A 25,075-nucleotide genomic window follows, 5' to 3' on the forward strand; every position below is an offset into this window, starting at 1 on the left:
CTAGCTGTTTAACCGTATAGATTACTTAAATAGACGATGAAGCTTGTGTAGCATATATGTCAATTTTACAACAAAGATAAGTATTTTTACTATTGCAAATAATGCATTGCATCTTTATTTTAAGGTTTTTCTTAGAATTATTCATAACAAATTTAAATGAAAAAGTAGTAAATGATCGACAACATCATCTCAAAGCTTTATTTACTTATTTGCCAACAACAGGATAATATGACTTCTGCTGGGGATCGCTCATTAGCGTGCCTCTAACTAAGGAGAAATTTATTTGAATTGGCAAAGGATATGTAGTTTGACTTTTTGGGGTAAAAATTATCTTTGCCAAGACTAGGGTTGCACTTCTTATGTATGCGGGTACCTAAAACTTGATTTGACCATGCTATTTTTTGGATTTTTTTGCTTTGCATCTTGGATTGGTTCATTTTTGTCGTTGAGCGAAAACTTGCCACCAAGTTTTATGCCAAAGGTTTCTCCGACAAAGGTTTCATCCAATCTGGATAAATTATTAAGTAACAAGCGGGAATTTTTGGAGACACCTAAACAGCGATTAAATGTTTGGAGTACGACGATATTGCCTACAAGGTTTTTGAAGATAGATTGGGGTTCTAAAGAATCAACACCAACGAAAGCTAAGTTATCGAATGTTTCTTTCAACGGAGTCAAGGAAAGTAAAAATAAGTTTTGTAGTTCTGTGTCAGATATTGCATCTGAACAGATTCCAGTAAAAACAGCAAGTGTTTTGCCGATTCCTCGGTTGATAGAATCAAGCCTGAATAACCGAGATTTGTTGCCAAATAAGATTTTGCGATCGCTGCAAAATTTCTTCAACTTTTCGACGATGGAACAAGGCTTTGCAACAACACCAGTAGTAGTTGTTCGTCGCGACCAAGACAACTATGAAGTGTGGGTAAATAACCGTAAAATTGCGAGTTTACCCGACGAAATCGAAGCCAAATCAATGCAACAACGTTTAACGCAAGTCGTCAATTTGCCTAGGTTAGATGCTAATCAATTCCGACCAGCATTAGTTGACGGTATACCCGCGTTAATGGCAGGAAATCGCTTTTTATTTGGAATCGAAAAAGAAGTTTCTCGCCAAATTCACCGCAGTGGTGAACTACTAGCGATTGAGTGGATTAACAATCTTCGTTCAGCTTTGCAAGCACCTGCTTTTTCACTGGTGGAAGGACAGCAAAAAATGTATGGTTTAATTCCTTCCAAGAAAAAAATGTTTGGTTTAGCTTCTTGGTATGGTGGTTATTTTCATGGTCGAACAACCGCGAATGGGGAGAAGTACAATCAAGATGAATTAACAGTTGCTCATAAGTCACTGCCTTTTAACACCTTTTTACAGGTGACTAATTTAAAGAATGGCAACTCTGTGATTGTGCGCGTAAACGATCGCGGTCCTTATATTCCACCAAGAAGCCTCGATTTGTCAAGGGAAGCAGCAAGGTGTATCAACAGCGAAACTGCTGGAGTAGTACCTTATAAAGCCGTGATTTTGCAAAGTAACGAACCGAAGATGACTTTGAAAAATTCATCTGTTTCTACCGCAAATCTCAAAACAAGTAGAAAACTCACGAGAGTTTCAGATTATTGAACAGCAATTGTGGGTAAATGGGAATTGGGCAATGGGCAATGGGCATTGGGCATTGGGTAATTGGAGGAGCAAATTCTCCCTTGTCCTCCTTGTCTCCTTGTCTCCTTGTCTCCTTGTCCCCAGTCCCCAGTCCCCAGTCCCCATTTCTGCCATAGGTAAGCCATTATGCCACTATCGCAACTTGAGCGCTTTGGACATCACCTAATTCTGGGTATTTCGGGTACCACATTAAGCGATGATGATAAACGCGCTCTCAGTGAATTGAAACCGATTGGGGTGATATTTTTTGCGAAGAATTTTCGTCAAGGTACTCATTATCAAATTTGGCTGGAAGCTTTCAAGGAACTGATTGACCAGGTAAGACAATACGCTGAACGTGACTTGATGTTTCTTACCCTTGACCATGAGGGAGGTTCTGTGATTCGCACACCAATGCCCATCACTCGATTTCCTCATGCTTTCTTGTTAGGAACACTGGCTATTGAAGTAGCGAAGGCAACAGCATTAGAATTAAAGTCATTGGGAATCAATGTATCTTGGTCTCCTGTAGCGGATATTTTTTCTAATCCTCAGAATCCCATCATTGGATCTCGTGCTTTTGGCACTAATGCACAAACTGCTGCACAAAATGCCTGCAATTATTATTTGGGGTTGAAGGAGTCAGGGATTTTGGGATGTGCAAAGCATTTCCCCGGACATGGAGACACTAGTCAAGATTCGCATATTGAGCTACCAACGCTAAATTTGACAGTAGAAGATTTGCGATCGCGTGAATTAATTCCTTTTCAAGCGCTGATCTCTCAACACATACCGATGATTATGACCGCACACATTCTATTCCCTCAGATAGATGCAGATGTGCCGGCAACCCTATCAAAATCTATTTTAAATGACATCCTTAGAAAAGAACTTAAATTTGAGGGAGTGATTGTATCTGATGACTTAGATATGAAAGCTGTCTCAGATCTGTTCATGAAAACTGGAACTGTCGTAAAAGCGTTTAATGCAGGTTGCGATTTATTTATAGTTTCCCGCAATATCAATTCATCATCTTTGGAAAGGACTTATGCGATCGCTCAAGATTTCTCTAGTTCACTTGATAAGGGTAGTCTTGATGAATCGGTAGTTGCAGTTTCTAAAGCACGAATTGATAAACTACTTGAGGTAACTCCTCAATATATAGTTCATAATCTTGACGAAGATACCTTGTTGCGACATGCTAAATTGGCGATCGCTTGCAATTTTTAGGCTCAGAGCAATGAAAGCTTACAGGAGCATCACACAAACTGCGCCAAATTACAAACTCGAAACCCTCTTGCGCTAGTTGCGTTAACTTAACTGATAAAGCTGTTTTGCCAACTCCATTTATCCCTACCAGTGCAACTAAGCGACATTTATCTTGTTCAACCCACTGTTGTAGCTTAGTACAGAAGAGCATTAATACGAGCGCGAATTTCTCCATCATCTGTGCCACTGTATATGACCATTTTATGGGTTGTGCAGAGTCATTGTGGCGAACAATAAAATCGGTGATACGTTGCTGTAACGTATTCAAGTCAGGAAAATCATTCGGAGTCAATAGTTTTCGCTGTAAAATGCACAAAGCTAATTTCGATTTGATCTAACCAAGATGCATATTTTGGCAGCCAGACAACTTCAACTGTAAACTTCCAACCTTCCTCTTTTTGTTTCTGATTCAACCAAGCCTGTAATTGTTTTGGTGCATGAGTAGAGCCATTGTCAAGGATTAAGTAAATATGGCGTACACCAAGGGCGTTTAGCTTCTGGGATTAATACCGATAGTAGAAATGTCTGAAAATCGATAAATGTTTTTGTTGGACTAAAACAACCATAAATCAACCCCTCGGCAACACTTAAAGCTGCAAAAAGATGTGTTGCTCCTTCTCTGACATATCGGGCTGCAAAGCGAACTGGTCGATCTACACCTGCTGGAGAATTCGGATGTAAGCATGAGTCGTGCTTGGATTGAAGTTTTCTCATCTACGCACACTACCCACAATCCAGCAGAAAGTAAAAATTTAGCTTGGGCATATAATCTGAGTACGGGTGTTGCTTTTTCAACGAAATTATCATCAATCCGGTGCATCCAAGCATGAAAGCGCCAAGGCTTTATCCTTTCAGATTTTAGCCATCGCCAAACTGTTGATGTTGCGATGGAAACTACAATACCCAGTGTGACTAGATGTGCCGCAATATCGCTACAACTCCACCTCGCCAACGGTATATCAAAATCTGTTGGTTTGCTGCAAGCGATCGCTGTGACTTGTGCTTTTACAATCGCTTGAAACAAACAAGGACGACCAGAACGTGGGGCTTCTTCCAAGCTACGAGTTTGACACCAGCGTTTGCGCCACTTACGTACCAGACCAGATGAACACCCTATATCTCCAGCAATTTCAGCATCCGTCCAATCTGGATTTTCCTGAACTTTTATGATGATTTTTGCTCGTCTAGCTTTGCTTTGTCCTGTTTTACGCGCAAGTGCTTGTTGTTGCAACAGCTTTTTTTCTTCTTCCGTTAATTGCACCCTATAAGTTTTTTGCCGACCAATCATAATACTGAATGGTTGAGAGATGTTTATTATGCTTACCCTACACTCAACAAATTTCTCTTGTCAATTCGCTACGAACTTGTGCAAAGCTGTACTTAGTTAACTCATCCGTGCGATCGTAGAAAATAGAGACATCAATCCCTTCTCCCCAATCAGCGCAGACAAGCTTTTTCTGTCGGAGTCAGTTGTTTGCACTGCCTGCGTCTTTCTTGCTGTTTGGCAACCGCAATAACTTGGTATAATTTATCGAGGTTCCAACACTCGTTTGCTTCGGCAAACTTCTCCGCTAAATCATCGCTTCGTCGTGATGAGTGTAATGTCATAACACTTATGGTCTGAATAAATTTTACTAATAGATATTTTAAACCAGTGTTTATACTTATTAAAAAAAAACACATAGTCTTTACAATTCCGTGAATATAAGGACTGGTAGCTTCATCAAGATTAGTTGCGGAAATTGCTAATGATGTTGCTAATGCTCATTAGGTGACTTGGGGTGAAGGGTTTGGTTATGTTTTTTATATACCAGAATCAGAAACTATCTACAGTAACTCACCTAAGTAATAGTTTCGTAATTCACAATAATTTTTACCGTACATTAAACATATGAAATTCTTGAATGTTTTTGCGACTGTTGGAGTTGTTTCTATCATCGGTATCGCAGGGGTAGTAGCTTCACCAAATAGTGCTTCTGCTTATCACAAAACTAATAAATGGGAAAGAAGAGGTAATTTAGAAAATGGTTGGACAGTTTTTTACTCAAAGGAGATAAGTCATGAAGAAGAACTGAAAATAGCTGGTGTTATAGCTTTAGATGCGACGGTATCGGGAGGAGGAGCAACTGCTACTTATTTCTCTAACTTTGCTAGAGAGTCGCTGGCGCAGCTATCTAGGGAAGCGTCAAAGAAATCTCCAGCAGTAGCGCAGACTTTACAACGAGAATTAACAGTGCAGAAACTTTTGTCATCGATACGTGCTTCTTTTAGCGGCAATGAAGTTAATATGCGTATCGCCGGATTATCAATAGCTGTAGGAAAAGAGACTTACAATCGTGCGGAGTGTTTGAAGGTTTTTGGAAAGCCAAGATGTACTTCCATGCCAAATACTTATCAGCCTTATATTCGGATCAGAAACTAGTACGTTGGCTCTTTGCGATTGCAAGCACAATCAATAACTTAATAATTCAAGGAGAAACTTGAAAATGGCTGGTTTTGAAATTTGGTCTGAAATAACTACTCAGGAAACTGACTTTGATGGGGCTAGACATACTGCAACATCTGGTTGGGATAGCAACACCGCTCCTGAAAATTATGTAATTAATCGCGATCAAGTCAAAGTGGAATGGATATCCCAAAATGGTTCAGAAAACTCTTACGATCTCACTTATGACGATTGGGTTGAACTTGTGCCTGGAACAAGTCTCAAGTTTCCACGAACAATAATCGCAGTAAATGTTTTCATAGGGCTTGAGTTTTTAAACTAGTTTAGGCATATTAATTTTCAGGCGATCGCACTTTCGATAACTCGATAATTTCATGCGATCGCCTTCCATGACACGATTTTTTTAGGCGATCGCACTCTCAATTACACGATTATAGCGATCGCACTTTCTCCCGACACGATTATATAGAGCGATCGCACTTTCTCCCGACACGCTAATTTCATGCGATCGCCTTTTATTACAAGATTATTTTAGGCTATCACTGTTTCCCATAACCCTGTAATTTCATGCGATCGCGTTCTTTAGCAGAGCGATTAATGTTTCAGAACTAGACTTTTTATGGCTTCAATGTGCCGTTGATATAACCTGAAATGGGATATTCTCTAGAACAATTTGTGGCAACTGACCCGATCCAATAACCTGTTTTGCATCAAGAATTTCTACACCAACTAAAACTTCACCTGCACCAATATTTAATGCTATTTCATCATTTAAGCGCAAAGTACGACATTCATGATATCCATCGACTAGGCGAATATAAAGTGAGTCAGTTTCTTGATCATAACTAATTTTCATAGGGTCACTTTCTTCAAAAATAAAATGTATACACAGTAATCACTACAATCTCTGTCTCGTTTTCGGCAATGATTGGCGAAACTCGTTTAATAGCATAGGAGCGTCCTTGCCATTCTCCATTGAACTGAAAGTCGTAACGATATTCAAGTCTGCCTTGCTTGGCTGGCTTTTGATTGCCATTAAGAATTGCTTCAGTAACTTCTAGCTCATTTGTACCACGCTCTATGCATTGCGATAAAGAGTGTTTGGTAAAACGAATTGGCTTCATAGAGTTTACTTGAACCTGCTCCTGTTAACACTATAACAACATATAAGCTAAGAAGGAGACCTGGGGCAATCTTTGATAAAAGTCTATTTGGGCGATCGCACTTTCGATTACCCGATTATTTCATGCGATCGCACTTTTTCATAACCCGATTACTTCATGCGATCGCACTCTCGATAACACGATTATTTAATGCGATCGCACTTTCGATAACTCGATAATTTCAGGCGATCGCTTTTCTATCAATATCACCAAATAGTTTGAATCGTTGTTAATGCCTGAATCCGCAAATCGCGGGTAACTAGGGGAAGACCTAAAGAAAAAGCAGTAGCTGCAATAATTCTATCAGGCATATCAGGAACAGTTACTCGGTCGATTTGTCGAATTGCTCCCGAAACATTACGATCCAAAGGTGCTAATACGATACCTACATTAGGGTTATCTAAAGCATTTATAATTCGTGTTAATACCTCTTCAGTGAAGCGTCCCTTTTCAACCAAATAAGCAATTTCAACTACTGAGATAGCTGATACATAAATAGGATTACCATTATTAACTGCTTCCTCCAAAGCTGTTAAGGCAGTTTCTGATAGTCTCTCTAAGTCAAAAATATACCAAATTAAAGTGTGTGTATCTGCAACTACTGATGTCATCAAATGATATCCCTGGGAAAATTACCCCACATTTCTTGCCGCGCTTGGGCAATGTCTTCTTCTGTAATATCTATTTTTAAATCACCACATAACCCTCTAACGCTACGCAAGGGAGTTTTAGGAGTATTTTTTTGATACAAAAATTCGGCAAAATTCAATAACTCTTGCTGCTTATCTACAGGTAGCTGGCGCAATTTTTCTAAGACTGCTTGCTCAATATTCATGTATTTATCACCTTTTTTAATTACATATTACCTTGACTATAATTAAAAGGATAAAAAGATATTGCGGAATGGATTAGGATTATTAGTTGCGATCGCACTCTACATAACCCAATAACTTTGACGCGATCGCACTTTCTCCCGACACGATAATTTAATGCGATCGCGAAGCGAGTAAAGAGCGAAGCGCAGATCGCACTTTCTCCCGACACGATGATTTTAGGCGGTTCATAATGTACTATCGGTTGAAATAAAAGAATATCTTGCTGGATTATTAATCATTTAAGGAGAAGTTTCAGCATTTAAAGCTTCTAACATAATATTGGCAGCTTCGACAGCATCGTAGGGAGACCAAACTGGGTAGGATGCATCAGATTGTATCAGGTTATTTTCTTCATTTGATAGTTCAGTAGCTAAAAGTTTAATCACCTGAAGTTTACCTGCACGATTGAGTTTGCGTAATTGTTCTATTAACTCAGTAGGGAGCATCCCAGTTTTTCAAACGCCCACAGGCGCGAGATTCCTGGGGCTATAAAAACAAAGCCTGCCTTCGCAGGCTATAGAAGTTTAGCCTGCGAAGGCAGGCTTCGTTTGTATAGCGATACCCTTCCAGGGTATTGATTCAAAAAGGTGGGATGCTCCCACTCAGTAGATACCATTTTTCAAATAAGACTTTATTGATTTGAGTTTAGCTTATCGCAAAGCGCGATGACACGATTATATAGAGCGATCGCACTACCACATCTATGGCAGCAAGTTAACCTGCAAAATATTACGCAATGCTTGAGTGTCAACTTCCTGGAGTTGTCCTAACTTTTTAAGAACTAGCATTTTATCAATGTTAGTTAAAATTGGTTTGATATTATAAATTCAGCACTTATGACTGAGTTTGGCGTTCGTCGAGCCAAGCTAATGCTGCACCAGCGGTTTCAGCGACAATGCTAATTAGGCGATAGAGAGCGATCGCACTGATGACTATAGCAGGTGGAAAGCGATTTTGTAATAAGGCGATCGCTGTGGCTTCAAATACACCCAAACCCCCCGGAGCACCAGGAACGACAAACCCCACTAACCAAGCGAAACTAAAAGCACCCATTAATAAAGGAATTTGACTGAAATTCAACGGACCTAAAGCGAACATAGTTAATATAAACCCAAGGCTTCGCAGTCCCAAAAAACCGAGTTCTCCTAACAAAGGTCGCACGGGATAGCGTCTAATACTCACACTCGGATTTGACTTGGCAATAGTATTAGACATTCTCGCCTTCAAGCGTTGCAAAAATCTAATAGTCGGGTTCAAAAATCGGGGATGAACCACACAAAGCACTCCCAGCAAAGCCAGCAGTTGTGCTATTTGCGCCAATAAGTTGACATTGCCTGCTGCAAATGTGCCGCCAAATGAAATAATGATAATTAAAGCAGCTGCTGCCATCAGTAACGGTTCTAGCAATACGCTCAAGGTGGCTGCGCTTGGTAAAACATTGGCATTTTTGGCGGCAACAATTCGCCCGTAGTGATGCCAAATATTACCTGGCAAATACTTGGCGATGTTTGTTTTGAGGTAAACTTGAATAAAATGGACAGATTCTACAGGTTGATTTAACTCTTGCAGAACCCAAGTCCATACCCAGCCTGCCCAAGTGTGTGCAAGCATTGTTACGCCTGTAGCGATCGCTATAATTGCCCATCCAACTCCATCAATGCGGATGGCTGTCACCTCAAGCCAGTGATCCTTAAAAGCTCTGGCTAAAAAAAATAGCGTTCCCCCCAAAATTAGCCAGCGTAAAAATTGCTTCATCATTTTGGTAATTTAACTGATAAAATTTCCTATGGCTGAACACCTAAAATATTATGGTAAATTTCCCATATATACCCAAGTTTTATAAAAATGTGAATTTCTCTTAACAAGTTTTCATATCCTCATCATTATTAAACTTTGTCCTCAATTAAAAATTAGTGTTGATATTTCAGTTGTCAAAACGGCAAACAACTACAGATTTTGTGTAAGACAAATGTGAAGCCGCATCGAAAGTTTCCCATAAATTAATTAACTTCAATCTCAAGTTTTGCATAAGCAAGCATGAATTGATAACTAAATATTCATATAAGAGAAAAGAAAAGTAAATTGGCACAAGCGAATCCCAAATTAATTATAGTAGCTTATATCTCTCTTAAGTTAGAGAACAATGAAGTGAATGTAGTAGTGAAAATGTGACCTTCGCTAGAGGAAAAAGTTACCTTTTTTATTCTAAACTTAACAAAGTTGATTAAATATTCATCAACTTACCACCACGTAGATAAAACTCTTTTTTATCTGAAATTTGAGATTGTATAGAAATTTCAAACTTCAAAGTACTGGGTTATCCTAGTTAAAGTTTAACTTATTCACACAAACACAAGGAGTAACAACATGAGCAAAGTAATTGCTTGGCTAAAAAATATTCGCCCAATTAAAATATTGACGGTTTTGTGTATGGGGGTCTTACTGATTGTTACACAAGCTTGTGGTTCGGTAAATGCAGGAGAACCAAAAGCAGGAGCTAATTCTGAGATAGCCGTTCCCAAAGGTGATAAAGTTCTTAATCCCTACGAAGGTGGAATGAATAACTTCGGGGATACAGATCCCAGAGGAAAAGAAGTGAAACCTAAAGCTGAAGCTCTCAAGCAAAATGCTGAACAAAACCTCATTAACAAAACAAGTTCTTTCGGTGAAGGCACTCCTGGCAAGAACCTTCAGCAAAGCGCTGAGGGTGCAAAAGATAAAATTGGCAATACAGCTGAGGATTTTGCGAAGGGAGTTCAGCGAGGAGTGGAAAATATCAAAGACAACACTCAGGATGCTGCCGAAGACTTGACAAAAAATGCTCAACGTGCGGCTGATGATGCAAAGAAAAATCTTGAGCGTACAACTCAAGATGCAGGGGATGCTATTAACAGAACAGTTAATTAAAGAACCTGATTAAATAAAGGTCTGTTTCTGAACAGCTTTATAAACGTTCGTAGCAGCAATTTAAAAATTGCTACTACGAACGTTTTTTATTCATAATTTGTAGAGACGTTCCGGTGGAACGTCTCTCAATATTCAGTAACACCGTTTTTTGTATGCCAATTGTGTAATACCATCTGCTGAATTTCACGCCAAGGAATATTGTTTTTTCGCGCTAATTCTGCACAATCTTCATATTCTGGCTGCACGTTTGCCCTAACTTCTTTCCCCATCCATGCAACTTTCACGCGCACGACACCATATTGAGTTTCCACTTGTTGAATTTCCCGTTGTAAAATGGCGCGTTCTTGAGTAGAGCGACGAATTCCTAAAGTGGTGGTTTCACGAAATAAAATGGCTTCACACTTAAGTAAATTTTCTGGATGGCAAATGACAGTTAATAGAATCCCAGGACGGGATTTTTTCATGCCGATCGCACAAGTAAATACATCCACAGCACCAGCAGCAAATAACGCTTCAAAAACATAACCGATCGCTTGGGGATTTAAGTCATCAATTTGAGTTTCTAATATTGATATCGTTTCTATTAAGGGAGAAATTGTACTTTCACCCAACCAAATTTGTAAAATATTCGGAATCGGTAAATTAATTGAACCTGCTCCCAAACCGACTTGTTTAATTGTCATTGGTGGTGGAGCACCAAAATCAGCCGCTAAAGTAGTAGCGAGCGCTGCTCCCGTCGGTGTCACCAATTCCTTGTCAATGCCGTTACTATAAACTGGACAACTCCGCATTTCCCATAATTTCAACACAGCCGGCACTGGTACAGCCATCAAACCGTGTGCAGCGCGAACAGTTCCCCCACCAGTGGGTAACGCCGAGCAGTATAGTAAGGGCATTCCTTTTTCGTTGCTATCAATGCCCAACCAATCCAAACCCAGACAAGTACCGACAATATCCGCGATCGCATCCACCGCACCCACTTCATGAAAATGAACTTTTTCCGGTGCAATACCATGCACCGCTCCTTCTGCCACTGCTAACTGCCGGAATACCGCCAAACTCCAAGCTTCTGCTCGTGTTGGCAACTCTGCATTGAGAATCATTTGCTCAATTTCTGGCAGATGGCGTCCATGATGGTGATGGTGTTCATCGTCATGATGATGGTGGTGAGTTAAATCTACATGAACTTTTGTTGCCTGCTGACCGTTACGATGAACAAATTCTGCTCTTAACTTATACTCATGCTCAATTCCCAACTTATTCAGTTTTTCAATTAAATATTCTTCCGGAACACCTAGACTTACCAAAGCTCCCAGGCACATATCACCCGAAATACCCGTCGGACATTGAATGTAAGCGAATTTACTCATATTTTTTCCCTGATAATTTAATTATTAGTAGAGACGCGATTAATCGCGTCTCTACAACAGTTATCCCCTTGTCCCCCTTGTCTACCCACTCCCCTATGGCAACAATTTTCTCTGTCCATCCTGATAATCCCCAAAGCCGACGAATACAAGAAATAAAGGAGGCACTTGCTAGTGGAGCAGTAATGCTTTACCCTACCGATACAGTTTACGCGATCGGTTGTGACTTGAATGCTAAATCGGCGGTGGAACGGGTGCGGCAAATTAAACAGCTAGCAAATGATAAACCCCTGACGTTTTTGTGTCCTTCCCTTTCAAATGTGGCAACTTATGCTTCGGTGAGTGACACAGCTTATCGAATTATGAAGCGCTTGATTCCTGGACCTTACACATTTTTGTTACCTGCCACCAAGTTAGTACCGCGACTAGTGCAAAGTCCCAAGCGGAAAACTACGGGGATTCGCGTACCAAATCATCCAGTGTGTTTGGCATTGTTAGCGGCTTTAGAAAATCCGATTATTTCGACTTCTGCACATTTGCCCGTAGATAAAGAAGATGAGGAAATTGAGGTAGATATAGAGGATATTCTGTCGCGAGTAGATTTATTTGACCGTTTGGACAATTTGGTAGATGTGATTGTGGATACTGGCGAGGAACCCACATATGAAGTGTCTACTATTTTGGATTTGACGGGAGAGGAACCAGCGATTACTAGGCGGGGTTTAGGCTGGGAGGAAGCAGTAGCTTGGGTGTAATAAGTTTACTTCAGTTACTGCCTCGGTAATTTCGGAAAATGAGAAAAAAGATGCTCCAGTTTGCAAATTGTCATACCGATAACGCTGGGAGCGGCTATGATTGGGATGACGGCAAAAGTCGGCACAGTAACGGTTATAAGCGATTTTTAGCAATGGCACATACCCTTGTGCCAGTCGCTATCCGGTTGCTGATGAAAAAACCGACACACCGACATCGCCGTAATTTTTGCATATTCTTTATACTCATACATATATGTGAGCAGGGCTTGTTATAAATATCTGAGGCTTGCCTTGGATGCTGTGTCTGCTTGAAGTTACGGTGCTATACCCCTCCTAGGAAAAGTCATGAAAGTTAACCTCGCCAATCTACCCATATCTGAACCATCTTTAGACAACCACGTTACGAGCGAAGATTTATCAGCAAGCAACGCCGATGCTTTGATAAAGCTGCTATGTAAGGAAATGCAAGCGGCTGTGAAAGCTACGCCTGCGAGTGTAGAATCTGTAGTCACACGCATCGCCAAAGAAGTGGAACGTATTTGCGATAAGAGCCATCGCATCCAAAATTCTGGAGAAATAAAGTCTTGGCAGCTAACATTAGCAAGGCATCGCCAGCAAAAATGCCTGCGTTACTATCAATTGGGTTCTAAACAAGGGCGTGTAGAATTACATAGCCATCTTGGTGCAATTGTTTACCGTCACATTGCAACAGCGGGCGGCGAGTTAAAATTTGAAGCTCGTTACAATCTGATTGAAGATTTCTTACAAGCATTTTACATCGAAGCGATCAAAGCTTTTCGGCGGGAAAACGAATTACCGGAGAATTACACTCCCCGCACTCAGTTGGAATTAGCAGAATACATGGCGTTTACAGAGCAGTATGCCAAACGCCGGATTAATTTACCAGGTGGTGCCAATCAGCAATTGATTATACTGCGTGCTCAAGGTTTTGCCCGTCGTCAGCCGCAGGAAACTACGGTTGATATTGAAATGGCGGTGGAATCTGCTAAAGGTGAAGAAGGAGAATCTTATCAGCGTAACTCGGCAGTGCAGCAAGTGCGATCGCAAATGCTTGCTCAAGCTAGTTTCGATCCAGCTGAAGAATCTGAGCGCGATCGCGTTATCGCTGAGTTGATGAAATATCTAGAATCTCAAGGTCAATCTGACTGCGTTGATTATCTCACCTTAAAACTCCAAGACCTGTCAGCACCAGAAATTGACTCTATTCTCGGTTTAACCAGTCGTCAGCGCGATTATTTGCAACAGCGTTTTAAATATCATGTAGAAAAGTTTTCCAAGCAACACCATTGGCAATTAGTACATCAATGGTTGGGTGCCGGTTTGGATCACAAGCTGGGACTATCTTCGCAGCAGTGGGAAACCTTTTTGAATCAACTTTCACCGCAGCAACAGCAAATCTTGCAGTTGAAAAGTGCAAAACATAGCGATCAGGCGATCGCCAAAGCAATTAAATGCACTCCCAAACAACTGCAAAAGCGTTGGACTCAACTTCTAGAACTTGCATGGGCTATTCGTAATAATAATTCTGAAGCCCAGGCTGGTTAAAGCTTTAATATAGTAGGGTGATATTAAATAATATCAGCATTTTCTAAGCTTTATCCTAATTCTGTAAGCATTTATTCTAGATGTTTTATCTAACCTTCACTTCAATTAATCTTCCTTATCTTCCCTCCCTACAAAGGGGGGGAATTTAAGTATTGGGCGATTTATTAGATTTGTAAATTGTGAAATCATATCAAAGCTTAAAACCCTTTTAAATCCATAGCTACTGTATTTATTTAGTACAAAATTACCAACTTATTTTTACTTTCTATTTACAAACCTATAGCGCTTCTCAGTTGGGTGCAATACATCAAAGAATTAAGGAAACGCAGATGAACGCAGATGAACGCAGATAAATCTGTATTTGATTCAAACGAGAAGCGCTATAGTACAGGCTGGCGTAAATAAACCAACCATTCTCAATCGCTAAAAAGGTTACTCCATATTACTTTTGAATGCGTGACTTCCAAAGAAGCGGTACTAGTCTTTCCCATCTCCAATTAAAAATTCATATTAAGTAACTGATAATTTTCTGCTGCTTCCGTGGAATGCTAAATTTATAAACTTTGAAAAATTATCAGGATCAAGATGACGACTTTTTTATTATTGGTGCTACCTCAATTTCTTCTGGCTTGATTATTGAGTGTAAATGGCAGCAAACTAGCGGTTCTGTCGATGAAAAACTGCCTTATCTCAACTTAAATATTCAAAAATGCTATCCTGCACAAGCAGTAGTATTAATTGACGGAGGAGGAATGAAACCACAAGCTATTTCTTGGTTAATCAAGCAAGTTGGTGACAATCAAAATTTGCTAGCAGTTCATACCTTAAGTTCATTTCTTGTCTGGTCTAACAATAACCTTTAATATGAAGTTACTAAAATCTCGTTAATTTTCCCTCTTTTTTTAGCATTAGAATTAATTGCCCTTGCTGCTGATATAGTGTGGATATTAAAACCACTATAAAGGTTGCGAATAAATTCGCAATCTGAATTAGATAGCATAACCTTTACACCACGTTCAGATAATGTCACAAATATATCTCTTAGTTGAATTTGCTGATTCTCTTTAAAAGAATAATTAGTATAAGATGTAAAATAACTAGTTTCACTTATGGGATAATATGGTGGATCAAAATAAACGAAATCATCACTAGAAGTTGCATGATTGAGTATTTCTGTAAAATTAGCAGATTTTATTTCAGCTTGATAAAGTGCTTTGGAAGCGGCAATTAGTAAATCTTCCGGACAAATATTAGGATTTTTGTATTTGCCTAAAGGTACATTGAATTTACCCTGTGAGTTTACCCGATAAAGACCGTTAAAGCAGGTTTTATTCAGATAAATTAGACGAGCGGCTTTTTCTAAATCAGTTTTTCCTGGATTAGCTCGTACACTATAATAATAATCTCTACTATGTTTGCTTTCATGCTCTTTTAGCAGAGAAATTAATTTTTGAATATTATCCCGAACACAGCGATAAGTAGTAATTAATTCTGTATTAATGTCAGTCAAAATAGCTTTTGAAGGTTGGATATGAAAAAAAATTGCACCACCACCTAAGAATGGCTCATAGTAATTTTTATAAGTATTTTCGGATGGTAAATGAGTAAGATATTGTTTAATCAACTTACTTTTGCCGCCCGCCCATTTCAAAAAGGGACGCGGTAAAGTTGATTTAGATTGACTTAACATTTAATTAAAATAGTCGCGACTAAGACTAAATATAGCTAAGATAACTGACGAACTATATTTTCTATTGATTGAGTAATTTACCAACCTTATATATTACAATTAAATTGATGGGGCACATCAAAACAAACCTATAGTTTATAACAAGGCAGTATAAATTAAAATGTTTGATGGATTTTGGGAAAACATCTTACGTTACTTCCGCTACTTTCTTACTACCCTCTTAGGCGTATTGCTGAACACGTTTGAACCATTAGTGTCGTTGTTTAAAAACCCAGTGACTGCGATCGCTGTTTTCGGCTTAATTTTCGGTAGTCTCGTTTTCGTGACTCTTACCCTACGGGCAATGCTGGGCTTCAGTACAATTTAGACCATGAGCATACGTTGCTTGTAGGGTCAAGATGGCGATCGCAACTTTCTTTAGTATTCTATTTGTTTAGTTGAACCTCTGTGAGGAGGCATAATATCTATGGCTACAACTCGCCGTGTTTCCCGCGTTGCTGAATTAATTAAACGGGAAGTTAGCCAAATGCTGCTCAGTGGCATTAAGGATGACCGTGTAGGCACAGGAATGGTAAGTGTTACCGATGTTGATGTTTCTGGCGATTTGCAACACGCCAAAATTTACGTCAGCATTTATGGTAGTGACGAAGCCAAAGTAGAAACAATGGCAGGATTAAAATCAGCAACAGGTTACGTTCGCAGCGAACTTGGTGCCAGGGTGCGTCTGCGTCGCACCCCAGAGGTGGTTTTTGTGGAAGATCGCTCAATTGAACGCGGTAATAAGGTGCTGTCCTTATTAAACCAATTAGAGAATAACCGTCCATCTGAAAGTCAGGCATCAGACGACAGCACCGATGAAGATGATGATTTTCCCGATTGACCCGCCATTATGTTGAAAATGAATGTAGAGACGTAGCAGTGCTACGTCTCTTGGGATCAGATAACGTATGATTAAATTCGGTCGATGTCTATTGATAAATTGGCGAAAGTATGCACTTCTCTAATATCCCCTCAGTTTAATTGGGTAATCAATACTCAATTAGCCTGAGGGGTTTTAAATTATGGCGGGAAACTTCACCGGGTATCTCTGTAACTGAATTGACAATGTGATTTGAACAACAATTACTTCCAGGAAATCAGCTAAACACTTTACAGATGCGATCGCTTTACATTTGCTTAAATATGACTATGCCTAGTTGCCTAGATATGGTAGGTAGGTCGTTAAATTAAACATCATTCGCTATTGGTCGGGCAAGGGAGAATAGCAAAAAAACACCCTTTTGACTTTGTTAAGGTTTCGTAACAAAATCAAAATAATTAATGATTCAGTACCTCTTTTATCGATAAAACTTATCAATGCAATATTTATATATCCTACAGTATTCATTTACACAATCTAATTGTCAGAAATCAGCTTTTGCCATTAGATTTTTTCACTTCAAGCCACCCAAGCAATTAAGGAAGCTATACCAAATGCTATACATAACTCAAAATAGCGATCGCCACACCCAAACCAGTGTTAACCTAAAAGCAAATCATCCAACATTGTTACAGTTTTTTACCAAAACCAATGTTTTTTTCTACATTCCTGAAGGTCAATTCACATATGTATATTTACTGAATAAATTATTAACAAATAGTTATTCAAAGGCTTTCGTGGTGTACTTTAGCCGTTATACTTTGCAACAGTTTATACCCTCGCTTCTGCTAAATATTTCAGGTCTGTTTCACCGAAAAAGGATTTTATCAGTCTCAGGCACTACTTTAAGTACATCATTTGATATTTAAATAACTTGCCAAGGAACTAATAACTTTTACCAAATCAGAGATGAAAGCATTCTTCTACAAAGCTTTTAAACCTTTTCAAAAGAATTTGCACTTTTGATAAAGACGTTACTATAATTACCGGGGTACTATTTTTTGAGACGCATTCAAAGTAAAAGTCACGAATACTTGACTTTCTTAACATTTCTTTAGATAATTTGAGGATGTATAGCGTCAAAATGTAAATAGTTCCGTATACCAAAATACAAAAGCCCAGCCACAAGATTAATCCTTGTGGTCTTCGTTCCTAGGAAAACTTAGGAATACCAATTAAGTGTAACTTTGTGAGTTAAAACCATGAGTATCAATACGGTGCCTTCTATTAATTACTACTCTCTGGATATCATCCAAGACGAAGCACGCCGACTGGTGCAAAAAGGGATGGTCAGCCGACAACAGCCAATATACACACTCTGCCAATACATCCCTGCGAGAGAGTGGGTTTGCGTGGAATGCGAATTAGAAAAATGTGATTTTTTACTGCGCGATCGCATCGGCGATTTGATTGGTCGTGAAAAATGGGAAAACGATTAATGGGTTTTTGTTGTAATCCTCAGTTTTTGAAATGAAAGTGTCTGAATGGATGTGCGGATCTGACAACAGAACATTTAAGGGTTAATAGTCAAGGATATTCTCTGCTGATAATCGGTCTAAAGCGATCCATGCCGCTCAATTCCATCATTACAGAAACTCGCTTAGTCTAATTTATACAAAAGTGTCAAGTAGCGCGATCGCCTCTATAGCCCCAAGAGGTTTCGTTGATGGAAACTTCTTAAGCGTCTGTTGAAACACACTTGCCAAGTGTCTTGGAGAAGCGCTTAAAGGTTAGTACAGGCTGCACTACGATTCGGATGTTGACAAGGCATTTTCTCTTTGAAAAAGCCTCTTCCTGGTCAAAAGGGGGGGATAACCTTGCAAGAGTGTGAAGGCACGGCAATTGCAGCACATCCAGTACAACACCTAGAATATAATTTGTTAATTAAATTACCGGGGCGGTTTATAATATGAAACTGCTCCGGTGATTTTTCATCACTTATTTTTTTAGAGCGTTGTTAGTTGTTTGTTGGTTGTTCTGCTAAATACTACCTTTTAAACGCCACGTTGGGAAAGCGGGGAGACCCCCCCCACCCTCCTACTAACCCACTTGCTCTAAATACTGATTCACATCTTCAATGAGGCGGGTGAGTTCCGCTTCTGTCGTCAGACGGATACTCGCATCACGAATGGTAAGCAGGACTTTAGCCGCGAAGGGTGTAGCCCAGATATTGGGATTACAAAAAATCTCTAAAAATACCTCTCCCGTGTAACGATATTCCATCGGACGCTGGGGAGTAACTTTACCTGCATTAGAAGCGCTTTTAGTAGAAACAGCTTTGAGGCTTTCCATCAATTGATCGATCGCTGCTTTTAATTCCCGTGCTGCAAGAGGTGAAAAACTAAAAGAGACAGAACCTTCAATCAGGTTCAATGTTAGATTGTTTGGGGACATGAGCTATTTATGACAACATTTTGCTACAAATAATATTTTCCAGTGCGATCGGCTTTTTTTTAATAGACATCGACCGCTTTTTTATTATGCGTTACCCAAAACCCTTGATTAGACGTTGCATTTCTACTTCTTGTGTCTAATTTTGGTTTCTATGGTTTAGAGAAAACCTTGCATACCAAGTTAATTTTGACGCTTATGGTGTGAACTTACAAGGAAAAGCGGGGAAGAATGATGCGCCCCGGAAGAACAGGTACGTAGTACCGCATTCTGTGCAATAGATGCGGGGATGAAAAACGGCTCCGTTCTTTTTAACCCCCCGTAAATATTACTCTTGTTGGTGCAAACCTGCATGAGCAAGTTATGTCTTAGATTCAAGAATCCCCGTCGATTTATCGCGGGGAGTATCAATAAATGTCAACAATACCACTAAAGAATGATTTTTCATGAAATATTCTTGGTGTTAATGACAAAAAGAAACACTTGCCTAGAAAAAGTAAATAGTAACAGTTATCAGGCTTGTAGCTAATTTTAGTTAAAATTGATGTCAATAAAGAAGCGTAATCAGTTGAGTTTATAGAGATATACAATCTTTACTGCGTAAGAGATTGATACATTAAATTCGTGTTTTAAGTTTTACATTAGAGGTCATAGAAGATAATTCTAAAAAAGTCTATGACATACGATAATCGTGCCACGGTGCGAAGGGTGTTAATTATCACCCTGCTACTAAACTTGTTTGTAATGATATTGAAAGCGGTAGTTGGAACGTTGACAGGTTCTCTCAGTTTGCAAGCTGATGCTTTACATAGCGTTACCGATAGCGCCAACAACATTTTAGGATTGATTGCGATTAGGTTTTCTTCCCCAAAACCCGATCGCGAACATCCCTACGGACATCTAAAATTTGAAGCTTTGGGTGCTTTGGGAATTTCCGCTTTTCTGGGAATAGCCTGCTTTGAAATTCTCCAAGGGGCAATTGAAGGAATTATTAAAGGGAGGAGCTTAGTAAAAATATCACAATCAGAACTGTGGTTATTACTGCTTGTACTGGGCGTGAATATTTTCGTAGCTTTTTATGAACGCCATGTGGGTAAGCGAGTAGGTAGTCCTATCTTGATTGCCGATGCCCAACATACCATGAGCGATGTTTGGGTAACAATTAGTGTAATAGGTGGTTTAATTGGCGTTTGGTTGGGTTATCAATGGCTAGATTTGGTTTTAGCCTTTCCCGTCGCTTTGTTGGTATTTTGGAGTGGCTGGTCAGTTTTAAAAGACAATTTACCTTGGCTGGTGGATGAAATGGCGATCGCACCAGAAGCAATTTATGATATCGCTCTTTCTGTACCTGGTGTTCTTAATTGTCACGATATCGCTTCTCGCGGTGTTCTTGGTCGTCAAGTCTTCATCGAAATGCATTTAATCGTAGATTCCCCAGATGTTGAAACCGCACACCACATCACCGAGGAAGTAGAAAAGCGTTTAGAAGAACGCTTTAGCCCAGTCAGAATTTTAATTCACGTTGAACCACCCTCTTACAAATCTGAGCGAATTAGCTTTTGAGCGCAAATTGAGGCTCAACTCAAATATGTCCAAACGAAGTACAGCGATCGCATAAGAACGAGCGCGTTTTTTAACGCAGAGGAACGCGGAGGTAAACGCAAAGTGACGCAGAGTTTTTTTAAGAGGATTTGCTACGAAAAAAGCGAAATTCTGTACTAATACCATTTCTGTGTGAAGATGCGCCTAATTTAGCCCACGCAGGTGGGCTTCGTTCGTTTAGCCGCGAGTTTACTCGTCGGGTTATTAAGCGCAGCCTCATAAAGAATTGGTATAAGTCGAAGTTACATTAAGAAAGATAAAGACAATCAGAGTATGGCTTTTGGGAGACGCATAATTCTTCCTAGTAACCCGTTAAAAACAGTACCAGTAGAATGACTTTAAATGTCGAAGCTTTAGAAAACAGTTTTGCTCAAGTCAAACCATTAGCCCCAGACTTTGCAGCGAGCTTCTATCAAAATCTGTTTACTGATTACCCTCAAGTTCAGCCGTTGTTTGCACATACTGACATGAGCGAGCAGCGGAAGCATATCATAAAAGCTTTAGTATTGGTAGTTGAAAACCTCCGTCAACTAGATGTGCTAAATAATGCATTGAAGGAAATGGGGGCAAGGCATCTTAAATATGGCACTATCCAAGAATATTATCCAATGGTGGGTGCATCACTATTGAAGACCTTTGAATTTTATCTGGGAGCAAACTGGACGAGTGAGGTAGAACAGTCTTGGTTTGATGCTTATGATGCGATCGCTAGCATTATGTTAGAAGGGGCAAAGGAAGTTTCTTGATTAAATTTCGCAAAGTGAAAAGAAATAAGGTGGGCAATGCCACCCTACTTTATTACTTTTTCTGCTTTTATTATTCCCACTCAATGGTTCCAGGTGGCTTGGAGGTGATGTCATAAACCACCCGATTCACACCTTTGACTTCATTGACAATCCGGTTAGAAATCGCTTCCAACACATCGTAAGGCACACGCGCCCAATCAGCGGTCATACCATCTTCACTTTGTACAATCCGCAAGACAATTGGGTAAGCATAAGTACGCTGATCGCCCATTACCCCGACACTCTTGATTGGTAGCAATACGGCAAAGGTTTGCCAATAATCATGATACAAGCCGCGTTGGTTAATTTCTTGCCGCACAATCAAATCAGCGTCGCGCAAAATATTTAACCGTTCAGCGGTGACTTCGCCAATAATGCGAATCGCCAAACCGGGACCTGGGAAAGGATGGCGTTGGACAATTTCTTCTGGTAAGCCAATAGATCGCCCAACTTTGCGGACTTCATCTTTAAATAGTTTCCGCAGGGGTTCTACGAGTTTGAATCGCAAATCTTTCGGTAAACCGCCGACGTTGTGATGGCTCTTAATTTTTACCGCGACTCGTTCGCCTGTTTGCGGATCGACGTTGGTACCAGCCGATTCGATGACATCTGGATAAAGTGTACCTTGAGCTAGATAGTCAAAATGACCCAGGCGTCTGGATGTTTCTTCAAATTCACGAATAAATTCGTGTCCGATGCGACGGCGTTTTTCTTCTGGATCGGTGACACCATTAAGAGCGTTGAGGAAGCGATCGCGTGCATTTACATACTCTACGGGAATGTGAAACTGCTCTTTAAATAATTTCAGCAATCGCTCAGGCTCTAACTTCCGCATAAAGCCTTGGTCGATAAACACGCAAGTCAGGCGATCGCCGATCGCTTTATACATCAAAAACGCCAGCGTCGAAGAATCCACGCCTCCAGAAAGCGCCAACAGCACTCGTTTGTCGCCTACTTTGGCGCGAATTTCGCGAATCGCTTCTTCCACAAAAGCGGCGGTTGTCCAAGTTGGTTCACACTCACATATGTGGTATACAAAATTACGTATTAATGCTAAACCCCCTAGAGAATGCACCACTTCTGGGTGAAACTGGACACCGTAAAGTTTTTTCGTGTGGTTGGCAATGGCTGCACAGGGCGTATTCTCAGTGTGTGCCAGCAATTCAAATCCAGGCGGCATTTTCGTAACTGAGTCACCGTGGCTCATCCACATGGTTGTGCCATCTTGGACATTAGTCAGTAAATCTGTTGGATCATCTATGTATAGCGATGATTTGCCATACTCACCCCGGTCAGCTTTTAATACTTCGCCACCAAGCTGGTTTACCATCAATTGCATTCCATAGCACACACCTAAAATGGGAATTCCCAAATTCCAAATTTCTGGGTCACAATGGGGAGCGTAGTTGTCATATACTGAATTTGGTCCCCCGGAAAGGATTATTCCCTTGGGATCTAGTTCGCGCAATTGTTCTGCTGTGGTTCGATAAGAAACAACTTCCGAGTATACTTGTGTTTCGCGGATGCGACGGGCGATCAACTCAGAATACTGAGAGCCGAAATCGAGAATCAAAATAATTTGCCGATCAAGCCGTCCATAAGACTTAACTTTCTGAGGCGCTTGTTCTGTAGGTATCACCGCTGTATTCATGATGGCAAAAGTGGTAGATGTGATGAATAATTGTGGCTCTCTGGTCTTAATTGAGAGATTTTTGCAGATAAATGGGCTTTTAAGGTAAGAAAATCCTGAACAAAGGCGCTCTGGTTCGCGTTTGTCTGGCTAAGTAATGGGCAAATGGGATTAAGAAGAGAAGTCTAACCGATAGTGGGTACTACAAAAAATATGAATTGATTGGAATTTATTTATGATTATTCATAATAAATTAACATAATTTTGTCAATCGGATACAAGTATTTTTTCTTTTAATGATAACAAGCGCGCTCTTCTCGCTGCTGTGTAGTGTGATTCGGTGCGATCGCTTTGTCTTAGTAGGATTGCGGAATAGAGAAATTCTCCCTTCAACGAAACCCCTTAAACTCCCACCTCTGACAAGAAAATTTGCATAACTTCCCAAGACAGTCCTTGTTGAATATAGTTAGGCATTTGGGGATTGTAAGGACTCGCGACTCGGTCGATACTCTCAATTTTCGCTTCATCTGGCAATACAGGTACATCCGGATCGAATGCAGTTGAGCGGGTCAAAGAACTAGAAAACCCTTTAAATATAACTATTTTGTCTTGCTCACCAGCAACTTCTGCCGTTACAACTAAGACTTCTTGGGGGCGTTTGGTAGTATATTGTTCCAGGCGCTTACCGATAAAATTTGGCATACATTATCGCATTATCCAGAACCCCTACAAGACGTAGCACTGCTACGTCTCTACATTCTTTGTGTCTAATGGGGAAGGATTTTTTCTTCCCCTTTCCCCTTTCCCCTTTCCCCTTCTTCATTGTTGTGTAGCCGATCGCCCCTGCTTGCCTAGCTTAATTAAGACAAAGTAGCCTAAGCAAACCACATAAATTATTAAACCAACTATGGCAAGAAAGCCCAAAAATCCCGGCTTGCTATTGGGATGAAAATATTCTTTAAACAATAACGGTGCTTCTGCCCAGACGCGACAATAGGGGGTAGCGAAGGCATTTGCCGAAAAAGCACAACCTAAAAAAGGCAGAGTAGCTAAAGCACCCAAGGCACAATAAACACTTACAGCCCAGCGCCAACAAGTAAAAATCAGCTTTAAAATACCACTTAGAGTATATTCAATTTCATCGTTGAGATCTATCCAGAACCATAACGAAATCGGAATCAAGATACGAGCCATCAAGCTTGAGATAAAACTTACCCCGAACCCACCAATCATCAAGTAAACTGAGATTGCTAACAGACTCGATACTCGCCAGTAAATGATTAACAAGCGTTGTATCGCTTCTGCTTTTTGCACAAACGCCCAAATTAGAAGAATTAGAGGAATAATAACTGTGAATAATACCGCTAGACGGTAGTCTATCCACACTAACGGGCGAAACCAAACTTCATTAACCATAATTTTCTCAGTTGACAAAAAAACAAGCAACTTGCAGACCCTATATTTAATATCTAGCAGAAACTTCTAGCAGGTAAGAGAGAGTTTGGTCAGTTGCTTGCCCACAAAGAGCGAAAAACTCGCTTTCCCAATAGACATAGGAGATAGGAGCGGAAATTAATTATGCGTTACCCAGAACCCTTAGAAGACGTAGCATTGCTACGTCTTGTACATCTTTTCCACTCCTGATGTCTAATTGTTAGTTGTCGTCAATTCGACACTCAATTGCTTCTGGGTTGTCATCACAGTACTGCTCTAAGGAGTTTTTCTTCTTATTTTGCCGCTGGTGAGAGGCTTCGGCTTGCAGTTCTTCTACTGCATCCCAAGCCGCAGCACATTCGGCGGAATTAGTGCCTGAAATGTCACAGACAGTACGAGCTTGCTCAACCTCTTCGTTAATTTGCGCTTGGATGTCGGATTTAGCTGTTTCTGAGATGTTGGTCATTGCTTTATTCTCGTTATGTGTTCTTAATACCAGTATAGAAAAAGTTTAAAATTGCAGTTTTTTTTGGATTATTGCTCACCACGCTAGCCACTTAGCTGTTAAAGTTAGTTTTTTAGCCTGATAATCCACTACTATTACAGCAAACTCCGCAATCCATACTGGATTTACTTTTAT

General features: G+C 40.1%; 34 protein-coding genes. 15 read left to right on the forward strand and 19 right to left on the reverse strand.

The window, feature by feature from the left end; translation table 11 throughout:
* Positions 1-391 precede the first annotated feature (391 nt).
* The gene (locus TOL9009_RS0128455; protein WP_029636689.1) at positions 392-1,618 is read left to right on the forward strand and encodes a septal ring lytic transglycosylase RlpA family protein; all 1,227 of its coding nucleotides are present in this window, start codon (positions 392-394) and stop codon (positions 1,616-1,618) included.
* On the opposite strand, the gene TOL9009_RS46300 is transcribed toward TOL9009_RS0128455, so the two are convergent.
* On the reverse strand, positions 1,612-1,782 hold the full coding sequence (locus tag TOL9009_RS46300; protein ID WP_186227671.1) for a hypothetical protein: 171 nt from the start codon (positions 1,780-1,782) through the stop codon (positions 1,612-1,614). The genes TOL9009_RS0128455 and TOL9009_RS46300 overlap by 7 nt on opposite strands.
* A 1-nt stretch (position 1,783) precedes the next feature.
* Between TOL9009_RS46300 and nagZ the strand changes: the two genes are divergently transcribed.
* Positions 1,784-2,866: a beta-N-acetylhexosaminidase gene (nagZ, locus tag TOL9009_RS0128465; protein WP_029636691.1), complete on the forward strand. Its 1,083-nt coding sequence runs from the start codon at positions 1,784-1,786 to the stop codon at positions 2,864-2,866.
* On the opposite strand, the gene TOL9009_RS48555 is transcribed toward nagZ, so the two are convergent.
* From TOL9009_RS48555 to TOL9009_RS47910, 4 genes are all read right to left on the reverse strand, one after another.
* Positions 2,838-3,197: a hypothetical protein gene (locus TOL9009_RS48555; protein WP_144238360.1), complete on the reverse strand. Its 360-nt coding sequence runs from the start codon at positions 3,195-3,197 to the stop codon at positions 2,838-2,840. The genes nagZ and TOL9009_RS48555 overlap by 29 nt on opposite strands.
* Positions 3,184-3,375, reverse strand: coding sequence for a transposase (locus TOL9009_RS48560; protein WP_144238361.1), 192 nt, complete (start codon positions 3,373-3,375; stop codon positions 3,184-3,186). The genes TOL9009_RS48555 and TOL9009_RS48560 overlap by 14 nt, the downstream gene beginning before the upstream one ends.
* An 83-nt stretch (positions 3,376-3,458) precedes the next feature.
* The gene (locus TOL9009_RS48565) at positions 3,459-4,193 is read right to left on the reverse strand and encodes a helix-turn-helix domain-containing protein (RefSeq protein ID WP_029636695.1); all 735 of its coding nucleotides are present in this window, start codon (positions 4,191-4,193) and stop codon (positions 3,459-3,461) included.
* A gap of 149 nt (positions 4,194-4,342) precedes the next feature.
* Complete coding sequence (locus tag TOL9009_RS47910; RefSeq protein ID WP_186227672.1) at positions 4,343-4,513, reverse strand: hypothetical protein; 171 nt, start codon at positions 4,511-4,513, stop codon at positions 4,343-4,345.
* Between the two features lie 283 nt (positions 4,514-4,796).
* Here TOL9009_RS47910 and TOL9009_RS0128490 point away from each other — a divergent pair, with 283 nt between their 5' ends.
* Together TOL9009_RS0128490 and TOL9009_RS0128495 are read left to right on the forward strand one after the other, a co-directional pair.
* A complete protein-coding gene (locus tag TOL9009_RS0128490) occupies positions 4,797-5,327 on the forward strand; it encodes a hypothetical protein (RefSeq protein WP_029636697.1) in 531 nt (176 codons plus the stop codon).
* Between the two features lie 64 nt (positions 5,328-5,391).
* Entirely contained in the window at positions 5,392-5,673 is a 282-nt protein-coding gene (locus tag TOL9009_RS0128495; protein WP_029636699.1) for a hypothetical protein, read from the forward strand.
* Between the two features lie 303 nt (positions 5,674-5,976).
* Here the strand turns inward: TOL9009_RS0128495 and TOL9009_RS0128500 are convergent, their stop codons facing one another.
* The 7 genes from TOL9009_RS0128500 to TOL9009_RS0128525 form a co-directional block, all read right to left on the reverse strand.
* The gene (locus TOL9009_RS0128500) at positions 5,977-6,207 is read right to left on the reverse strand and encodes a DUF2283 domain-containing protein (RefSeq protein WP_029636701.1); all 231 of its coding nucleotides are present in this window, start codon (positions 6,205-6,207) and stop codon (positions 5,977-5,979) included.
* Between the two features lie 13 nt (positions 6,208-6,220).
* On the reverse strand, positions 6,221-6,475 hold the full coding sequence (locus tag TOL9009_RS0128505; RefSeq protein WP_029636703.1) for a DUF4258 domain-containing protein: 255 nt from the start codon (positions 6,473-6,475) through the stop codon (positions 6,221-6,223).
* A gap of 245 nt (positions 6,476-6,720) precedes the next feature.
* Positions 6,721-7,125, reverse strand: a complete 405-nt coding sequence (locus TOL9009_RS0128510) for a type II toxin-antitoxin system VapC family toxin (RefSeq protein WP_029636705.1) — start codon at positions 7,123-7,125, stop codon at positions 6,721-6,723.
* Complete coding sequence (locus TOL9009_RS0128515; protein WP_029636707.1) at positions 7,125-7,349, reverse strand: DUF2281 domain-containing protein; 225 nt, start codon at positions 7,347-7,349, stop codon at positions 7,125-7,127. The genes TOL9009_RS0128510 and TOL9009_RS0128515 overlap by 1 nt, the downstream gene beginning before the upstream one ends.
* A gap of 20 nt (positions 7,350-7,369) precedes the next feature.
* Positions 7,370-7,558 (reverse strand): hypothetical protein, encoded by a 189-nt coding sequence (locus TOL9009_RS46320; protein ID WP_144238362.1) that lies wholly within the window; start codon positions 7,556-7,558, stop codon positions 7,370-7,372.
* A 70-nt stretch (positions 7,559-7,628) separates the two neighbouring features.
* The gene (locus tag TOL9009_RS0128520) at positions 7,629-7,835 is read right to left on the reverse strand and encodes a hypothetical protein (RefSeq protein WP_029636708.1); all 207 of its coding nucleotides are present in this window, start codon (positions 7,833-7,835) and stop codon (positions 7,629-7,631) included.
* A gap of 388 nt (positions 7,836-8,223) precedes the next feature.
* Positions 8,224-9,147: a lysylphosphatidylglycerol synthase transmembrane domain-containing protein gene (locus TOL9009_RS0128525; RefSeq protein WP_029636709.1), complete on the reverse strand. Its 924-nt coding sequence runs from the start codon at positions 9,145-9,147 to the stop codon at positions 8,224-8,226.
* 609 nt (positions 9,148-9,756) lie between these two features.
* Here TOL9009_RS0128525 and TOL9009_RS0128530 point away from each other — a divergent pair.
* Positions 9,757-10,296 (forward strand): DUF6658 family protein, encoded by a 540-nt coding sequence (locus tag TOL9009_RS0128530; RefSeq protein ID WP_029636710.1) that lies wholly within the window; start codon positions 9,757-9,759, stop codon positions 10,294-10,296.
* Positions 10,297-10,421: 125 nt separating this feature from the next.
* Here TOL9009_RS0128530 and larC read toward each other — a convergent pair whose 3' ends face one another.
* The gene (larC, locus tag TOL9009_RS0128535) at positions 10,422-11,666 is read right to left on the reverse strand and encodes a nickel pincer cofactor biosynthesis protein LarC (protein ID WP_029636712.1); all 1,245 of its coding nucleotides are present in this window, start codon (positions 11,664-11,666) and stop codon (positions 10,422-10,424) included.
* Between the two features lie 95 nt (positions 11,667-11,761).
* Between larC and TOL9009_RS0128540 the strand changes: the two genes are divergently transcribed.
* From TOL9009_RS0128540 to TOL9009_RS40775, 4 genes are all read left to right on the forward strand, one after another.
* On the forward strand, positions 11,762-12,418 hold the full coding sequence (locus TOL9009_RS0128540; protein WP_029636714.1) for an L-threonylcarbamoyladenylate synthase: 657 nt from the start codon (positions 11,762-11,764) through the stop codon (positions 12,416-12,418).
* A 50-nt stretch (positions 12,419-12,468) separates the two neighbouring features.
* Positions 12,469-12,693, forward strand: a complete 225-nt coding sequence (locus TOL9009_RS46325; RefSeq protein WP_144238363.1) for a hypothetical protein — start codon at positions 12,469-12,471, stop codon at positions 12,691-12,693.
* 70 nt (positions 12,694-12,763) lie between these two features.
* Complete coding sequence (locus TOL9009_RS0128545; RefSeq protein WP_029636716.1) at positions 12,764-13,984, forward strand: HetZ-related protein; 1,221 nt, start codon at positions 12,764-12,766, stop codon at positions 13,982-13,984.
* A gap of 563 nt (positions 13,985-14,547) precedes the next feature.
* Positions 14,548-14,847 (forward strand): PD-(D/E)XK nuclease superfamily protein, encoded by a 300-nt coding sequence (locus TOL9009_RS40775; RefSeq protein ID WP_242055452.1) that lies wholly within the window; start codon positions 14,548-14,550, stop codon positions 14,845-14,847.
* Here the strand turns inward: TOL9009_RS40775 and TOL9009_RS0128555 are convergent.
* Positions 14,844-15,674, reverse strand: a complete 831-nt coding sequence (locus TOL9009_RS0128555) for a DNA adenine methylase (protein ID WP_029636718.1) — start codon at positions 15,672-15,674, stop codon at positions 14,844-14,846. The genes TOL9009_RS40775 and TOL9009_RS0128555 overlap by 4 nt on opposite strands.
* Before the next feature lie 160 nt (positions 15,675-15,834).
* Here TOL9009_RS0128555 and TOL9009_RS43950 point away from each other — a divergent pair, with 160 nt between their 5' ends.
* The 4 genes from TOL9009_RS43950 to TOL9009_RS0128565 all read left to right on the forward strand — a co-directional run bounded on the left by TOL9009_RS43950 (position 15,835) and on the right by TOL9009_RS0128565 (position 18,032).
* Positions 15,835-16,041 carry a DUF751 family protein gene (locus TOL9009_RS43950; RefSeq protein WP_072022175.1) on the forward strand — a complete coding sequence of 69 codons (207 nt, stop codon included), beginning with the start codon at positions 15,835-15,837 and terminating at the stop codon, positions 16,039-16,041.
* A 99-nt stretch (positions 16,042-16,140) separates the two neighbouring features.
* Positions 16,141-16,554, forward strand: a complete 414-nt coding sequence (gene rbfA, locus TOL9009_RS0128560) for a 30S ribosome-binding factor RbfA (protein WP_029636720.1) — start codon at positions 16,141-16,143, stop codon at positions 16,552-16,554.
* Positions 16,555-17,147: 593 nt separating this feature from the next.
* A complete protein-coding gene (locus tag TOL9009_RS46330; RefSeq protein ID WP_144238364.1) occupies positions 17,148-17,462 on the forward strand; it encodes a hypothetical protein in 315 nt (104 codons plus the stop codon).
* A 333-nt stretch (positions 17,463-17,795) separates the two neighbouring features.
* Positions 17,796-18,032 carry a DUF4327 family protein gene (locus TOL9009_RS0128565; protein WP_029636722.1) on the forward strand — a complete coding sequence of 79 codons (237 nt, stop codon included), beginning with the start codon at positions 17,796-17,798 and terminating at the stop codon, positions 18,030-18,032.
* A gap of 601 nt (positions 18,033-18,633) precedes the next feature.
* On the opposite strand, the gene TOL9009_RS0128570 is transcribed toward TOL9009_RS0128565, so the two are convergent.
* A complete protein-coding gene (locus tag TOL9009_RS0128570) occupies positions 18,634-18,987 on the reverse strand; it encodes a hypothetical protein (protein ID WP_029636724.1) in 354 nt (117 codons plus the stop codon).
* A 672-nt stretch (positions 18,988-19,659) separates the two neighbouring features.
* On the opposite strand from TOL9009_RS0128570, the gene TOL9009_RS0128575 reads away from it, so the two are divergent.
* Together TOL9009_RS0128575 and TOL9009_RS0128580 are read left to right on the forward strand one after the other, a co-directional pair.
* On the forward strand, positions 19,660-20,547 hold the full coding sequence (locus TOL9009_RS0128575; RefSeq protein WP_029636725.1) for a cation diffusion facilitator family transporter: 888 nt from the start codon (positions 19,660-19,662) through the stop codon (positions 20,545-20,547).
* Positions 20,548-20,918: 371 nt separating this feature from the next.
* Positions 20,919-21,332: a globin family protein gene (locus TOL9009_RS0128580; protein WP_029636727.1), complete on the forward strand. Its 414-nt coding sequence runs from the start codon at positions 20,919-20,921 to the stop codon at positions 21,330-21,332.
* Between the two features lie 70 nt (positions 21,333-21,402).
* Here the strand turns inward: TOL9009_RS0128580 and guaA are convergent, their stop codons facing one another.
* From guaA to TOL9009_RS0128605, 4 genes are all read right to left on the reverse strand, one after another.
* Positions 21,403-23,022 carry a glutamine-hydrolyzing GMP synthase gene (gene guaA / locus TOL9009_RS0128585; protein ID WP_029636729.1) on the reverse strand — a complete coding sequence of 540 codons (1,620 nt, stop codon included), beginning with the start codon at positions 23,020-23,022 and terminating at the stop codon, positions 21,403-21,405.
* A gap of 381 nt (positions 23,023-23,403) precedes the next feature.
* Positions 23,404-23,703, reverse strand: coding sequence for a DUF7734 family protein (locus TOL9009_RS0128590; RefSeq protein ID WP_029636731.1), 300 nt, complete (start codon positions 23,701-23,703; stop codon positions 23,404-23,406).
* 117 nt (positions 23,704-23,820) lie between these two features.
* Complete coding sequence (locus TOL9009_RS0128600) at positions 23,821-24,417, reverse strand: DUF3177 family protein (protein WP_029636733.1); 597 nt, start codon at positions 24,415-24,417, stop codon at positions 23,821-23,823.
* Positions 24,418-24,655: 238 nt separating this feature from the next.
* On the reverse strand, positions 24,656-24,901 hold the full coding sequence (locus tag TOL9009_RS0128605) for a Calvin cycle protein CP12 (protein WP_029636735.1): 246 nt from the start codon (positions 24,899-24,901) through the stop codon (positions 24,656-24,658).
* Positions 24,902-25,075: the final 174 nt, after the last annotated feature.

This window comes from [Scytonema hofmanni] UTEX 2349 (genome assembly GCF_000582685.1).
Classification (GTDB): domain Bacteria; phylum Cyanobacteriota; class Cyanobacteriia; order Cyanobacteriales; family Nostocaceae; genus Hassallia; species Hassallia hofmanni.